We start from the raw sequence: 14,940 nt of genomic DNA, 5'->3' as shown, positions 1-14,940 counted from the left end.
GCGTGGTCGCCGCCTGCGGCTATGCTGCGGCGATGTTCGAACTGCATCGGGTCACCCGCCGCTACGGCGACATGCTGGCGCTGGACCGGGTCGATCTGCGCATCGCCCCCGGCCGCACCACCGCGTTGATCGGCCCCAGCGGCGCCGGCAAGTCCAGCGTGCTGCGCCTGCTGCTGGGGCTGGAATGGCCCGATAGCGGCGAGGTGCGCTTCCAGGGCGAGCCGCTGCGTCGCGCCACCCTGCTGGCGCAGCGCCGGCGCATCGGCTACGTGATCCAGGAAGGCGGCCTGTTCCCGCACCTGACCGCCCGCGACAACGCCGCCTTGCTGGCGCGCACGCTGGGCTGGGCGCGGCCGCGCATCGCCACGCGCCTGCACGAGCTGGCCGCGTTGTGCCGGCTGCCGGAGGCGCTGCTGGCGCGCTACCCAGCCGAGCTGTCCGGCGGCCAGCGCCAACGGGTGGGATTGATCCGCGCGCTGTTGCTGGATCCGCCGGTGCTGCTGCTGGACGAACCGCTCGGCGCACTCGACCCGATCGTGCGCCACGAACTGCAGACGCAGATGCGCGAACTGTTCGCGCTGCTCGGCAAGACCGTGGTGCTGGTGACCCACGACGTCGCCGAGGCCGCCTACCTGGGCGACACCCTGGTGCTGATGCGCGGCGGCCGCGTGCTGCAGGAAGGGAGTGCGCGCACCTTGCTGGAGGCGCCGGCCGATCCGTTCGTCGGCCAGTTCCTGCAGGCGCAGCGCACCCTGGAGGATGCGCGATGACGTCGCCGGGCGCGCGCTGGCGCGCGATCGCAGCGGTCGCCTTGGGCAGTCTTGCCGGCCTGCTGGGGCTGCCGGCTGCTGCCGCAGACACCAAGGTCGTGGTCGGCTCCAAGAACTTCACCGAAGCGGTGGTGCTGGGCGAGATCGCCGCCGGCGCCGGGCGCCAGGCCGGCGTCGAGGTCGAACACCGTCGCCAGCTCGGCGGCACCCGCATCCTGTGGCGCGCGCTGGAGCAGGGTTCGATCGACGCCTACGCCGAGTACACCGGCACCCTGGCCGCCGAACTGCTGCACATGCCCGGCGCCGACGACGCCGCGCTGCGGCAGGCGCTGGCGCAGCACGGCCTGGCGATGAGCGCGCCGCTCGGCTTCGACAACACCTATGCGTTCGGCATGCGCCGGCAACGCGCGCAGGCGCTGGGCATCGTGCGCCTGTCCGACCTGGCCGCGCATCCGACGCTGAAGTTCGGGCTGAGCAACGAATTCGTCTCGCGCGCCGATGGCTGGCCCGGCGTGCGCGACGCCTACAGCCTGCCGCAGACGCCTACCGGCCTGGACCACGACCTCGCCTACCGCGCACTGGACAGCGGCGCGATCGACCTCACCGACCTGTACAGCACCGACGCCGAAATCCCCGCGCACGACCTGCTGGTGCTGCAGGACGACAAGCATTACTTCCCGCGCTACGCGGCGGTGTTCCTGTACCGCGCCGACCTGGCGCAGCGCGCGCCGCGCTTCGTGCAGGCGCTGCAGGGCCTGGGCGGACGCATCGACGCGGCGACCATGCAGCGGCTCAACGCCGAGGCCAAGCTCGACAAGCGTGCAGAAAGCGCCATCGCCGCACACTGGCTGGGCATCGCCGCGCCGGCCGAAGACGGGCGGATGCAGCGGCTGCTGCAACGCACCCGCGAGCACCTGGCGCTGGTCGGGCTGTCGCTGGGACTGGCCCTGCTGGTGGCGCTGCCGCTGGGCATCCTGGCCGCGCATCGGCCACGGCTCGGTCAGGCGGTGCTGGCGCTGACCGGCGTGCTGCAGACGCTGCCGTCGCTGGCGGTGTTCGTGTTCATGATCCCGCTCTTCGGCATCGGCGCCAAACCGGCGATCGCCGCACTGTTCCTGTACAGCCTGCTGCCGATCGTGCGCAACACCCATGCCGGCATCACCGGCATTCCTCGCGAGCTGCGCGAGACCGCTGCCGCGCTCGGGCTGCCGCCGGGCACCCGGCTGTGGCGGATCGAACTGCCGCTGGCGCTGCGCACCCTCCTCGCCGGCATCAAGACCGCAGCGGTGATCAACGTCGGCACCGCGACCCTGGGCGCCTTGATCGGTGCCGGCGGCTACGGCCAGCCGATCCTCACCGGCATCCGCCTGGACGACCTCGGCCTGATCCTGGAAGGCGCGGTGCCGGCCGCGCTGCTGGCGCTGCTGGTCCAGGGCCTGTTCGAGCTGCTGGAGCGGGTGCTCACACCGCGTGGATTGCGCCTGGCGGCGCGGCGGTAAACCAGGCGCCGCGCGCTTCAAAGATGCGACCGGCCTTCGGCACCCGCAGCCGCGCCAAACGCATCACAGCGGCATCGGGTCGCGGCTGAAGCCGCTCCTACGGCGTCTACCGTCCGTTCTCTCGTAGGAGCGGCTTCAGCCGCGACGAACGAAGCCATGCACCCAACAGGATCGACGATGCGCACCAGTAGTCGATTGCCCATCGAAACCGAAGACAGCCAACGAACTCACGCACGTGCGTTCAAGCACGCACCGCAGCCACCATCTCTTGCGCCAGGCCGCGCATTGCCTCCGGCGCCAACTGCAAATACGGCGCGATGCGCAGCGCGCCATGCCGATGAGTACAGATGACTTGCGCGTGCTGCAGCCATGGCAGCAACACCGGCATCGTCGACGCCGGTGGACGCAGCGCGTACAGATGCGGCGCATGCCCCGCCGCAATCCAGTCGTCCGCGCCCAGCGCCAGGAGTTCTGCATCGAACGCCGCGCCAAGTTCGCCGAGCCGCTGCGCGATGCGCGCTGGCTGCCACTGCTGCACCTGCTGCAGCGCCGCGCTGGCCATCGCCAGCCGCAGCGGATCGGCCACGCCACCGGCATCGAAGCGGCGCGCGCCGCTGCGGTACGGCGGCGGCGCCTCGGCCGGGAATTGCCAGTCGCCGCCCGGATCGCGCGCCTGCCAGTGCTGCTCGAACGGGACCCCGTGCGCGCGCCAGTACGGCGAGGCCCACAGCCATGCCAGCCCCATCGGACCGAGCAGCCATTTGTGCCCGACCGAGACCACGAAATCCGGTCGCCAGGCGTCCAACCGCACCGGCAGCACGCCCAGGCTCTGGCTCAGGTCCAGCACCAGTAGCGCGCCGGCCGCATGCACACGCGGCGCGATCCGGTCCAGATCCAGCAAGCTGCCGTCGCGCCAGTAGGCGTTGGGCAGGGTCGCCACGCGCACGCGCGGCTGCGCGTCGAGCGTGGCCAGCACCGCATCGGTCCAGTCCTGGTCCGGCGCAGGCCGCACCACCGCGAGGTGTGCGCCGCTCTCGGCGCAGCGTTGCTGCCACGCCAGCAAATTCGATGGGAACTGGCCATCGAGCAGCAGCACCGCATCGCCAGGCGCCAGCGTCACCTGCCGCGCCGCGATGGCCAGGCCGTACGCGGCCGACGGCACCATCGCCACGCCCTCGCTATCGCCCGAAAACACCGTGGCCGCGGCCAGCGTGCGCAGGTCTTCGATCTGCGCGCGCCAGGCATCGAAGGACAGCGTCCACGGCGCAATCGCATCGGCCAGCGCCGCCTGCCCCGCGGCCAGCGCCCGGTGCAGCCGCGGGCCCTTGCTGGCGGTGTCCAGGTAGCGCACGCCGGGCGGCAGCGCGAACGCCTCCGCCGCGGCATCGAGGTCGACCAGCTCTTCCGCAGAAGCCGGACTGGCAGCATGGCGCGAGGCGGTCGTAGACATGTATCTAGGGTAACGCCACGGTTGCCGACGCGTGACGGTCCGTTCACGCCCCAGCGCTAAGACTGCGTCGATGCAAGCGATCTCTCCGGCGTCACCGCCCTCGCCCATCGCGTCTGCCGCGACGCTGGCGGAGCGCCTGCGCCGCGTGCGCGCGCGCAGCCGTCATCTCGCCGCGCCATTGAGCGAAGAAGACGCGATGGTGCAGAGCATGGACGACGCCAGCCCGGCCAAATGGCATCTGGCGCATACCACCTGGTTCTTCGAGCGCTTCGTGCTCGGCGCCGATCCGGCGTACCGCGCCCGCGATCCGCAGTGGGACTACCTGTTCAACAGCTACTACCAGAGCATCGGTCCGGCGCATGCGCGGCCGCATCGCGGCCTGCTGTCGCGGCCATCGCTGGCGCAGGTGCTGGACTACCGCAGCGAGATCGAAAGCCGCGTGCTGGCGCAGTTGCAGGCTGGCACGCTGGAGCCGCAGACCCTGCAGATCCTCGAGCTGGGTCTGCAGCACGAGCAGCAGCACCAGGAACTGCTGCTGACCGACATCAAGCATGCGTTCTGGCGCAATCCGCTGGGTCCGGCATATCGCGCCGACCTGGCGACACGGCACGCGTCCGCTTCTCCGCTGCGCTGGCTGCAGCGCGACGAACAGATCGGCGAGATCGGCGCCGCGCCGTGGCCGGCGCATACCGGCTTCGCCTACGACAACGAATCGCCGCGGCATCGCGTTCTGGTGCCGGCGCATGCGCTGGCCAGCCGCCCGGTGAGCAATGCCGAGTACGCCGACTTCATCGCCGACGGCGGCTATCGCACGGTCGGACTGTGGCTCAGCGATGGCTGGGCGCGACGGTGCGCCGAGGACTGGCAGCGCCCGCTGTACTGGCATGCCGACGGCGTGCGCGAATTCACCCTCGGCGGCTGGCGCGAGCGCGATCCGCATGCGCCGGCGTGCCATCTCAGCCTGTTCGAGGCCGACGCCTTCGCGCGCTGGGCCGGCGCACGCCTGCCGACCGAGGCGGAGTGGGAACAAGCGGCCACCGGCGTCGCCATCGCCGGCAACTTCGTCGAGACCGATGCGCTGCACCCGCAGTCGGCGGCACCGACCGACACCGGCCTGCAGCAGCTGTTCGGCGATGTCTGGGAATGGACCGGCAGCGCCTACCTGCCCTACCCCGGCTTCCGCCCGTGGTCGGGCACGCTGGGCGAATACAACGGCAAGTTCATGAACGCGCAGTGGGTGTTGCGCGGCGGCAGTTGCGCCACGCCGCACGATCACATCCGCGCCAGCTACCGCAACTTCTTCCCCTCCGATGCGCGATGGCAGTTCGCCGGCGTGCGCCTGGCCAAGGATTCCGCATGAATGCCGCAACCGCCCGTGCCCTGACCGAAGCCGCCCTGACCGACCTGCATCCGCAGCCGGACGACATTACCGCCGATGCGATCGCCGGGCTGTCGTGCAGCCCCAAGCAACTGCCGTCCAAGTATTTCTACGACGCCGAAGGGTCGCGCCTGTTCGAGGCGATCACGCGTCAGCCCGAGTACTACCTGACCCGCACCGAGCTGGACCTGCTGGAAGCGCGGATGCCGTCGATCGCGCAGGCGGTGGGCACCGGCGCGCACGTGGTGGAACTGGGCAGCGGCAGCGGCCGCAAGACCCAGCTGCTGCTGGACGGCCTGCGCATGCCGGTGGCCTACACACCCATCGAAATCTCCCGCGACATGCTGATGTCCAGCACCGTGCGATTGGCCGAGCGCTTCCCGCACATCCAGATGCTGCCGGTGTGCGCCGACTTCACCGCGCCGGTGGCGCTGCCGGCGCCGCAGCGCGGCGCGCGTCGCACCCTGGTGTTCTTTCCCGGCTCGACCCTGGGCAACTTCACCCGCGAGGACGGCATCGCCCTGCTGCGCTCGATGCGCCAGACCATGGGCACGGACGGCTGTGCGCTGATCGGCATCGACCTGGTCAAGGACACGGCGCTGCTGGAGGCCGCCTACAACGACGCCGCCGGGGTCACCGCCGCGTTCACCCTGAACCTGCTGCGCCGGCTCAACCGCGAGATCGGCAGCGACTTCGACCTGGCGCAGTTCCGCCACCGTGCCGTTTATGCGGAAGCGCGCGAGCGCATCGAGACCTTCCTGGTCAGCCAGTGCGCGCAGCAGGTGACCGTGGCCGGGCAGCGCTTCGACTTCGCCGACGGCGAAGCGATGCAGGTCGAATATAGCCACAAGTACACCGACCAGAGCTTCGCCACGATGGCCGCCGAAGCCGGCCTGCGCGTCAGCCATGGCTGGAATGCGCAGGACGATGCGTTCGGCTTGCGGTTGCTGCAGGTGGTATGAAGGCCGGGATTGGGGATTGGGGATTCGCAAAAGCGTATCCAGCGCGCGTTGCGGCGGCTTCCTGCCAACGACACCCCGCGTAACATCCCGCGTAGGAGCGGCTTCAGCCGCGACGGGCGTTCCCATTGCCCCTGGCAAGGCCCGTCGCGGCTGAAGCCGCTCCTACAGATGAGACAGATGCCAGGTCGACGACCGCGTCAGGCCTGATACCCATTGCTGATCGGATAGCGCCGCTCGCGGCCGAACGCGCGGCGCGACACCTTCGGTCCCGGCGCGGCCTGGTGGCGCTTCCACTCACTGATGCGCACCAGCCGCACCACCCGGTCGACCACGTCGGCGGCATAGCCGGCGGCGACGATCTCGTCGCGCGATTCTTCCTGGTCGACGTAGCGGTACAGGATGCCGTCGAGCACGTCGTAGGGCGGCAGCGAATCCTGGTCGGTCTGGTTGGCGCGCAGCTCCGCCGAGGGCGGCCGCGCGATCACCGCCGGCGGGATCACCGGCGTACCGCCGACCGTGTTGCGCCATTTCGCCAGGCCGAACACCTCGGTCTTGTACAGGTCCTTCAGCGGCGCATAGCCGCCGCACATGTCGCCGTAGATGGTGGCGTAACCCACCGCGTACTCGCTCTTGTTGCCGGTGGTCAGCAGCAGGCCGCCGAACTTGTTGGCCAGCGCCATCAGGATCACGCCGCGGCTGCGCGACTGCAGGTTCTCCTCGGTGACGTCGGGCTCGGTGCCGGCGAACAGCGGACCGAGCGCGCTCAGCAAGCCCTCGAACGCCGGCTCGATCGCCACCGTCTCCAGCTTCACGCCGAGGACCCGGCACTGGTCCGCGGCCAGGTCGTTGGACAGGTCGGCCGTGTAGCGCGACGGCAGGCGCACCGCGGTGACGTTGTCCGCGCCCAGCGCGTCCACCGCCATCGCCAGCACCAGCGCCGAATCGATGCCGCCGGACAGGCCGAGCCAGACCTTGGAAAAGCGGTTCTTGGCGCAGTAGTCCTGCAGCCCGCGCACCACCGCGCGCCAGGCCAGCGCATCCATGCTCTCGTCGCCGTCGTCGGTCCAGCGCAGCGGCGCGAAGCGGCGTGCAGCGGTGTCGTAGTCCACCACCAGCCACTGGTCGGTGAAGGCGGCCGCGGCCGGATGCACGGTGCCGTCGCCATCGGCCACCACCGAGGCGCCGTCGAACACCAGCGCATCCTGGCCGCCGACCACGTTGAGATAGGCCAGCGCCGCGCCGCTCTCGCGGCTGCGCTCGGCCAGCAGGGCATCGCGCTGCGCGTGCTTGCCGCGCTCGTAGGGCGACGCGTTGGGCACCAGGACCAGTTCCGCGCCCGCCCGCACGGTCGCCGCCAGCGGCTCCGGGAACCACAGGTCCTCGCAGATCACCAGGCCGACCGGCGTGCCCTTGACCTCGAACACGCAGTGCTCGCCGTCCGGGTCCACGTCGAAATAACGCCGCTCGTCGAACACCGCGTAGTTGGGCAGTTCGCGCTTGCGGTAGGTGCGTTCGATACGGCCGCCGCGCAGCACGCTGGCGGCGTTGTAGACCACGCTGCCGGCGCTCTGCGGCCAGCCGACCACCGCGACGATGCCGTGCACCTGCGCGGCGATGCGCTGCAACGCGCGCTCGCAGTCGGCCAGGAAGCCCGGCCGCAGCAGCAGGTCCTCCGGCGGATAGCCGCTGACCGCCAGCTCCGGGAACAGCACCACGTCGGCGCCGTACTCGTCGCGCGCCTCCTCGATCAAGGCGATGATCCGGTCGGTGTTCTGCGCCACGGCGCCGACCGGGAAATCGAACTGGGCCATGGCGAGACGGAGGGAAGAAGACATGGACAACCTTGCAGAAGCGGGAGGGAAAAAGCGCGGCGGTCGCGCCGATGCCGGCCACTCACAGGATGGTGCCAGCAGCAGCGTCGCCGAGATGCGCACGGCGCAATGCCCAGTTTAGCGCCGCGGTCGGCGATCGGCCCGCCCACCTCATGCTGGGCCGGTCACCGGGTGGGTGCACTGCTGGAAGGATTTCGGTCGGATTCAAAGCCAACTGCTGCGAGAAACCGCGTCGCGACTGAGTCGCTTCCACAAGGAGCGGCAGGCCAAGCCCTGGCTGGTGCGCCGCCGGAGGACTTCAGCGCAGCTCGAATACGTGCTTTTGCCACGACTCAGCGGCCATGACGTTACACCTCGCAGGAGCGGCTTCAGCCGCGACAGGCATTCCCGGTGACGCCCATCGCCGCTGAGCCGCTCCCACAAGGGGCAAACATGCCGTGCGCTGACCGGGTGCACTGTGGGAGGGACTTCAGTCCCGACTGCAGCAACCCCGAAGCGCCAGCCAGCCACCACCATGTGCTTCAGCGCGCGTCAGTGCCAGCCCGCGCGCGGCGGCGCCGGCGCCAGCGCCGCACCAGCAGCACCACTCCCGCACACAAACTCAGCGCGACCAGACCCAGCACCGCCATGCGCACGCCGACGCCATGCTGGAACACCACGTCCTTGCCCGCGCCATCGAGCGTGTAGGCGACCACGTAATCGCCCATCGTGCCCATGCCTTCGCGCCCGCCGGCCGCGATCACCACATACTGCTTGCCGCCCACCGCGTAGACCGAGGGCGTGGCCTGGCCGCCGGCCGGCAGCTTGGCCTCCCACAGGGTCTTGCCGGTGGCGCTGTCGAGCGCGCGCAGGCGCGCATCGGCCGCCGCGGCGATGAAGGTCAGGCCGCTGGCGGTGGTCACTGCGCCGCCGAGCAGCGGCGTGCCCACGTCCAGCGGCAGCCACGGCAGCTTCTCTTCCAAGGTGCCGAGCGGACGCTCCCAGGCGATCTTGCGCGTGCGCAGATCCACCGCCACCAGCCGCCCCCACGGTGGCTTGACGCAGGGAATGCCGCCGGACGAGCTCAACATGCCGCGGCGCATGTAGTACGGCGTGCCTTCCATTTCGTTGAACTGCTGGTCCGGATGGCGCGCGTGCTCGGCCTCGCTGAACTGTTCGCGCGGGATCAGCGCCACCTGCATCGGCAGGTCCGACACCGGCATGATCGCCAGTTGGCGCTGCGGATCCACCGCGATGCCGCCCCAGTTCACGCCGCCGGCCCAGCCCGGCAGCGCGATCGTGCCACGCACGCTGGGTGGGGTGAACAGGCCTTCCGAGCGCAGCCCGGCGATCAGCGCGGCGCATTCGCGGCGCGCGCCCGGCGTCGCCCCCCAGGCATCGGCGGCGGTCAGCGGCGTATGCCGGGCCAGGCGCAACCCCGGCTCGGGCATCGGCTGGGTCGGCGAGGTGCGTTCGCCCGGCACGTCGGAGGCCGGCACCGGCACCTCGCTGATCGGGAACAGCGGCGTGCCGTCGCGGCGATCGAAGGCGAACAGGAAGCCGGTCTTGGTCGCCTGCAGCACCGCCGCGCGCGGCCCCTGCGCGGTCTGCACCGTGGTCAGCACCGGCTGCGAGGCCAGGTCGTAGTCCCACAGATCGTGGTGCACCAGTTGCTGCGCCCACACCCGGCGGCCGCTGTGCAGGTCCAGCGCCACCAGCGAGTCGGCGTCGCGGTTGTCGCCCAGGCGCTCGCCACCGTAGTAGTCCGGGCTGGCCGAGCCGGTCGGCACGTACACCAGACCCAGCGCCGGATCCACCGACAGCGGCGCCCAGGCGTTGCCGCCGCCGACCGTGGCCGCCTGCTCCGGCTGCCAGCCGGCGGCAGTGGCCTTGGCCGGATCGCGCGGCACCGGATCCCAGCGCCACAGCTCGCGGCCGCTGCGCGCGTCGTAGCCGCGCACCACACCCTGTTCCAGCGCATGTCCGCGGTTGTCGCCGATCGAGCTGCCGACCACCAGCACGTCGCCGGCCACCACCGGCGGCGAGGTCACCGCATAGTTGGCCCAGGCATCGCTGGCGTTGTCGTGCACGTCGATGCCGGCATGCAGGTCGACGTTGCCACCATTGCCGAACCCGGCGCAGGGCTTGCCGTCGGCGGCATCCAGCGCGATCAGCCGCGCGTCCAGGGTGCCGAACACGATGCGCTCGCGGCACGCGCCCGCCGTCGCCTGGATGTCGCGCCAGAAACTCACCCCACGCGAGGCCGGATCGCTGTAGTGCTTGTTGCGCGCGACCTTGGCATCGAACGACCACAATTCGCGGCCGCTGGTCGCATCCAGCGCAAAGGCGATGCCGGTCCCGGTGGTGAGGTACATGCGCCCACCCAGCACCAGCGGATTGGCTTCGAAGCGGCGCCGTTCCGGATCAGGCAGGCCCGCGCCGAGTTCGCCGGTGCGGAACGACCAGGCGATGCGCAGCCGGCCGATGTTGTCCGGGGTGATCTGGGTCAGCGGCGAGTACTGCCCGCCGCCGGGCGCGCCGGCATAACTGGCCCAGTCGCCTGGCGCCGCCGCGCAGAGGCCACCGATGCCCATCGCCATGCCCGCCCCGCATACCGCTGCCCGCCATCGCCTGATCACGCATCCGCTCCTGTCGCTGCCGAAGAAAGTGGCGCCAGTGTCGGCACCGCGCCGGTTCCTGTCAGCGCAGCAGGGACGGCAACCCCAGGCCTGGGGACCAATGGCGGGTCGGCAGGGACGAGTGGCGCCCCCGGGCATAATGCAAACGCTTGATTGCGCAGGGGCTGGTCGGGCTGCATCGCGTGACCGTCCGCGCCCGGCCCGTCACGCCAGGGTGCCGCAACGGTGCCGTGCACCTGCCAGCCGAAACGAAAAAGGCCCCGCTTGCGCGAGGCCTTTGCGGACAGCGGCGGCGACAACGACACACCCGAGGGCGGGTCGCTGCCGCAGCGCTGGCAGCTTACTTCACCAGCGAGGCGATCGCCGCACCGAGGTCGCCCGGCGAGCGGACGGTCTTGACGCCAGCGGCTTCCATCGCCGCGAACTTGCCTTCGGCCGTGCCCTTGCCGCCCGAGGCGATCGCACCGGCGTGGCCCATGCGCTTGCCGGCCGGCGCCGAGGCACCGGCGATGAAGCCGACCACCGGCTTCTTGACGTGCTTGGCGATGTACTCGGCACCGGCTTCCTCGGCGTCGCCGCCGATTTCGCCGACCATGATGATGCCTTCGGTCTGCGGATCCTCGTTGAACAGCTTGAGGCAGTCGACGAAGTTCAGGCCGTTGATCGGGTCGCCGCCGATGCCGATGCAGGTGGACTGGCCCAGGCCGACTTCGGTGGTCTGCTTGACCGCTTCATAGGTCAGCGTGCCCGAACGCGAGACGATGCCGATCTTGCCCGGCTTGTGGATGTGGCCCGGCATGATGCCGATCTTGCACTCGCCCGGGGTGATCACGCCGGGGCAGTTCGGCCCGATCAGCACGGTCTCCGGATGCGAGCGGGTCAGCACGTTCTTGACGCGCAGCATGTCCAGCACCGGGATGCCTTCGGTGATGCAGACGATGACCTTGATGCCGGCCGCAGCCGCTTCCAGGATCGCGTCGGCCGCGAACGGCGGCGGCACGTAGATCACCGAGGCATCGGCGCCCGTGCTCTGCACGGCATCGGCCACGGTGTTGAACACCGGCAGGTCGATGTGGGTGGTGCCGCCCTTGCCCGGCGTGACGCCGCCGACCACCTGGGTGCCGTACTCGATCATCTGGGTGGCGTGGAAGGTGCCCTGCTGGCCGGTGAAGCCCTGCACGATCACCTTGGTGTTCTTGTTAATCAAAACAGACATTGGAGTTCCTTGGTGTCGTGGATCAGGCGGCGTTCTTGACAGCTTCAACGACCTTCTTGGCGCCGTCGTTGATGTTGTCGGCCGGGATGATGGCCATGCCGCTGTCGCGCAGCAGTTGCTTGCCCTCTTCCACGTTGGTGCCTTCCAGGCGCACCACGACCGGAACCTTGACGCCCACTTCCTTGACCGCCGCGATGATGCCCTCGGCGATCATGTCGCAGCGGACGATGCCGCCGAAGATGTTGACGAAGATGCCCTCGACCTTGTCCGAGGACAGGATCAGCTTGAACGCCTCGATCACGCGCTGCTTGTTGGCGCCGCCGCCCACGTCCAGGAAGTTCGCCGGCTCGCCGCCGTTGAGCTTGATCACGTCCATGGTGGCCATGGCCAGACCGGCGCCATTGACCATGCAGCCGATGTTGCCGTCCATGGTGACGTAGTTGATGTCCAGCTCCGAAGCGGTCACTTCGGTCTCGTCTTCCTGGGACTTGTCGCGCATGGCGACCAGTTCCTTGTGGCGGAAGTTGGCGTTGTCGTCGCTGTTGAACTTGCCGTCCAGCGCGTAGAGGTTGCCGTCGTCCAGGATGGCCAGCGGATTGATCTCCACCAGCGCCAGGTCCTTCTCGTTGAAGATGCGGTACAGGTTGACCATGATGCTGGCGAACTGGCCGGCCTGCTTGGCGGTCAGGCCCATCTTGAAGCCGATGTCGCGACCGTGGTAACCCTGCACGCCCTCGACGAAGTCGACGTTGAGCGTGTGGATCTTGTCCGGGGTCTCGGCGGCGACCTGTTCGATCTCCATGCCGCCCTCGGAGGACGCGATGTAGCTGATGGTGCGGGTGCCGCGGTCGACCAGCACCGACAGGTACAGCTCCTTGACGATCTCGCCGGCGGTGGTCACCAGCACCAGGTTGATCGGCAGCTCGACGCCGGCGGTCTGGTAGGTGGCCATCTTGGTGCCGAGCAGCTTCTCGGCAACGGCCTTCACGTCGTCGGTGGTCTTGCAGAACTTGACGCCGCCGGCCTTGCCGCGGCCACCTGCGTGGATCTGCGCCTTGACCATCCAAGGGCCAGCGCCCAGCGACTTGGCGGCTTCAACCGCTTCTTCCGCAGTAGCCGCGACCTTGCCGGCCGGGACCGGGATGCCGTACTCGGCAAGCAGTTGTTTTGCCTGATATTCGTGGAAATTCATGCGTCACCGTGGGAAAAGGAACGGCCGTCCCGCAGCGATCCGGGCCCTGAGTGGCGGCCGGGAGCGGTACGGACGGGGCGCCTATTGTCGCCGACCGAGGGCGGCGGCGCAAAAGCGCCGGCGCGCTGACCCGGCCGAGGACATCGGGGAGGTCCCCGGTGGCGCCATCGACTGGCGGGGGCATCCGCCCCGACGTGCTCGCCCGTGCTTCCTCCTGCCCCGACCGGGAACCGGACCACCGGCGGCGACGGCCCGGCCAGGCCGCCGCCGCCCTGGCCGCCATCCGCGCAGACGGCACCGCCCCTATACTCGCGCCGTCCGCTGTCCGCCCGGAGTCCGGCTTGCCCACCAGCGCCTCGCTCATCGATCGCATCGAGTCCATTCCGCGCCGCGAGCTGTACTTCTTCGCGCTGTACCGTGTGCTGGTGGCCGGGCTGATCGCCGCCCTGGTGTTCAGCCCGCTCAGTGTGCTGGTCGGCGAGCCGCGCTACCCGCAACTGGCCAGCACGCTGTCCACCGCCTATCTGGCGGTGGCGCTGGCGCTGCTGGTGTGGGGCCGCAACGAGGCGCACCTGGCGCCGATCGTCGGCTTCAGCGCCGTCGCCGACATCGTCGCCGCGACCCTGGCCGCGCACGCCCTGCCCGCGGCCAGCGCCGGCATCGCGATGATGCTGCTGTTCAACGTCGCCGCCGCGGCGATGCTGCTGCGCCTGCGCGGCGGCCTCGCCGTCGCCCTGACCGCCTCGGCGGCAACGCTGGCCGAGTACATCTGGAGCGTCCTGGACGGCGCCGACAACACCCGCAGCCTGGCCGAACTGGCAATGTTCGCCACCAGCTATCTGGCGGTGGCCTACATCTGCAACCGCCTCGGCCAGCGCGCGCGCGCCAGCCAGAGCCTGGCCGAACGCCGCGGCGCCGAGGTGGCCAACCTCTACGAAATCAACGAACTGATCATCCGCCGCATGCGCACCGGGGTGCTGGTGGTGGACGCGCAGAACCGGGTGACGCTGGCCAACGAGGCCGCGTCGGCGCTGCTCGGCGACACCGACGGCAACAGCGAAAGCGGCCGGCTCGACCTGCTCAGCGCCGCGCCGGAACTGGCCCGGCGCCTGCAGCGCTGGCGCAACGGCTGGAACCAGGACGAAAGCCCGCTGCAGCTGTCGCCGGACCAGCCGGAAGTGCAGCCGCGCTTCGCCCGGCTGCTGGCCGAGGGCGACCTGACCCTCGTGTTCCTGGACGACGCCACGGTGGTGTCGCGGCGCGCCGAGTCGTTGACGCTGTCGGCGCTGGGCCGCTTCTCGGCCAGCCTGGCCCACGAGATCCGCAACCCGCTGGCCGCGATCAACTACGCCTCGCAATTGCTGGAGGAATCGCCGGCGATCGGCGATGCCGACCGCCGCCTGCTGCAGATCATCCACCAGCAGTGCCAGCGCACCAACGGCATCGTCGAGAGCGTGCTCGGCCTGGCCCGGCGCGAACGCTCCAATCCGGAGAACCTGGACCTGGGCGCGTTCGTGCGCCGCTTCGTCCTGGAGTACCGGCAGACCCTGTCGATCGAGACCGACAGCCTCGAAGCGATCCTCGCCCCGCAGCCGGTGCACGCGCTGGTCGATCCCAAGCACCTGCACCAGATCCTCAGCGCGCTGGTGCACAACGCGCTCAAGTACGGGCGGGTGATGGAGGAACCGGCGCGGGTGCGCCTGCGCGTGGCGCTGCAGGAGCGCAACGCCATTGTCGACGTGATGGACCGCGGCCCCGGCATCCCCGAGGCGGTGGCGGCACAGCTGTTCCGGCCGTTCTTCACCACTTCCGAGCACGGCACCGGGTTGGGCCTGTACATCGCCCGCGAACTGTGCCGGGCCAACCAGGCGCGTCTGGAGTACGTGCCGGTGCCTGCCGGCGGCGCCTGTTTCCGCGTCGCCCTGCCCGGCCCACACGCCATGCTCAGCGGCTGACAGGTGAGAATCGCTCCGCCAGCGCGCGGCCGGCGCCGGTAAATTGGCGCATGCCCCGGTTCCTACGC

Annotated in this window: 10 protein-coding genes; 5 read left to right on the top strand and 5 right to left on the bottom strand. The window is 70.1% G+C overall.

Features of this window, described 5'->3' with window-relative positions:
• The first annotated feature begins 32 nt into the window (after positions 1 to 32).
• Positions 33 to 770: an ATP-binding cassette domain-containing protein gene (locus PG878_RS05945; RefSeq protein ID WP_209029536.1), complete on the top strand. Its 738-nt coding sequence runs from the start codon at positions 33 to 35 to the stop codon at positions 768 to 770.
• On the top strand, positions 767 to 2,269 hold the full coding sequence (locus tag PG878_RS05940; RefSeq protein ID WP_244672430.1) for an ABC transporter permease/substrate-binding protein: 1,503 nt from the start codon (positions 767 to 769) through the stop codon (positions 2,267 to 2,269). Before PG878_RS05945 ends, PG878_RS05940 begins: the two co-directional genes overlap by 4 nt.
• A gap of 241 nt (positions 2,270 to 2,510) precedes the next feature.
• On the opposite strand, the gene PG878_RS05935 is transcribed toward PG878_RS05940, so the two are convergent.
• Positions 2,511 to 3,719, bottom strand: coding sequence for an aminotransferase class V-fold PLP-dependent enzyme (locus PG878_RS05935; protein ID WP_244672429.1), 1,209 nt, complete (start codon positions 3,717 to 3,719; stop codon positions 2,511 to 2,513).
• Positions 3,720 to 3,789: 70 nt separating this feature from the next.
• On the opposite strand from PG878_RS05935, the gene egtB reads away from it, so the two are divergent.
• Entirely contained in the window at positions 3,790 to 5,079 is a 1,290-nt protein-coding gene (gene egtB / locus PG878_RS05930) for an ergothioneine biosynthesis protein EgtB (protein WP_209029535.1), read from the top strand.
• The gene (egtD, locus tag PG878_RS05925) at positions 5,076 to 6,059 is read left to right on the top strand and encodes an L-histidine N(alpha)-methyltransferase (protein ID WP_209029534.1); all 984 of its coding nucleotides are present in this window, start codon (positions 5,076 to 5,078) and stop codon (positions 6,057 to 6,059) included. Before egtB ends, egtD begins: the two co-directional genes overlap by 4 nt.
• 197 nt (positions 6,060 to 6,256) lie before the next feature.
• On the opposite strand, the gene PG878_RS05920 is transcribed toward egtD, so the two are convergent.
• The 4 genes from PG878_RS05920 to sucC form a co-directional block, all read right to left on the bottom strand.
• Positions 6,257 to 7,894, bottom strand: a complete 1,638-nt coding sequence (locus PG878_RS05920; RefSeq protein WP_209029533.1) for an NAD+ synthase — start codon at positions 7,892 to 7,894, stop codon at positions 6,257 to 6,259.
• Positions 7,895 to 8,412: 518 nt separating this feature from the next.
• Complete coding sequence (locus PG878_RS05915) at positions 8,413 to 10,470, bottom strand: pyrroloquinoline quinone-dependent dehydrogenase (RefSeq protein ID WP_209029532.1); 2,058 nt, start codon at positions 10,468 to 10,470, stop codon at positions 8,413 to 8,415.
• A gap of 379 nt (positions 10,471 to 10,849) precedes the next feature.
• The gene (gene sucD / locus PG878_RS05910; protein ID WP_209029531.1) at positions 10,850 to 11,725 is read right to left on the bottom strand and encodes a succinate--CoA ligase subunit alpha; all 876 of its coding nucleotides are present in this window, start codon (positions 11,723 to 11,725) and stop codon (positions 10,850 to 10,852) included.
• A 22-nt stretch (positions 11,726 to 11,747) separates the two neighbouring features.
• Positions 11,748 to 12,917 (bottom strand): ADP-forming succinate--CoA ligase subunit beta, encoded by a 1,170-nt coding sequence (gene sucC / locus PG878_RS05905; protein ID WP_209029530.1) that lies wholly within the window; start codon positions 12,915 to 12,917, stop codon positions 11,748 to 11,750.
• Positions 12,918 to 13,258: 341 nt separating this feature from the next.
• Between sucC and PG878_RS05900 the strand changes: the two genes are divergently transcribed.
• A complete protein-coding gene (locus PG878_RS05900) occupies positions 13,259 to 14,872 on the top strand; it encodes a sensor histidine kinase (protein ID WP_209029529.1) in 1,614 nt (537 codons plus the stop codon).
• Positions 14,873 to 14,940 lie beyond the last annotated feature (68 nt).

Source organism: Xanthomonas hawaiiensis, assembly GCF_031834635.1.
In the GTDB taxonomy this organism is placed as follows: Bacteria; Pseudomonadota; Gammaproteobacteria; order Xanthomonadales; family Xanthomonadaceae; genus Xanthomonas_A; species Xanthomonas_A sacchari.
The sequence above is the reverse complement of the archived record's forward strand: the minus strand, read 5'-3'. Positions and strand labels throughout refer to the sequence as shown.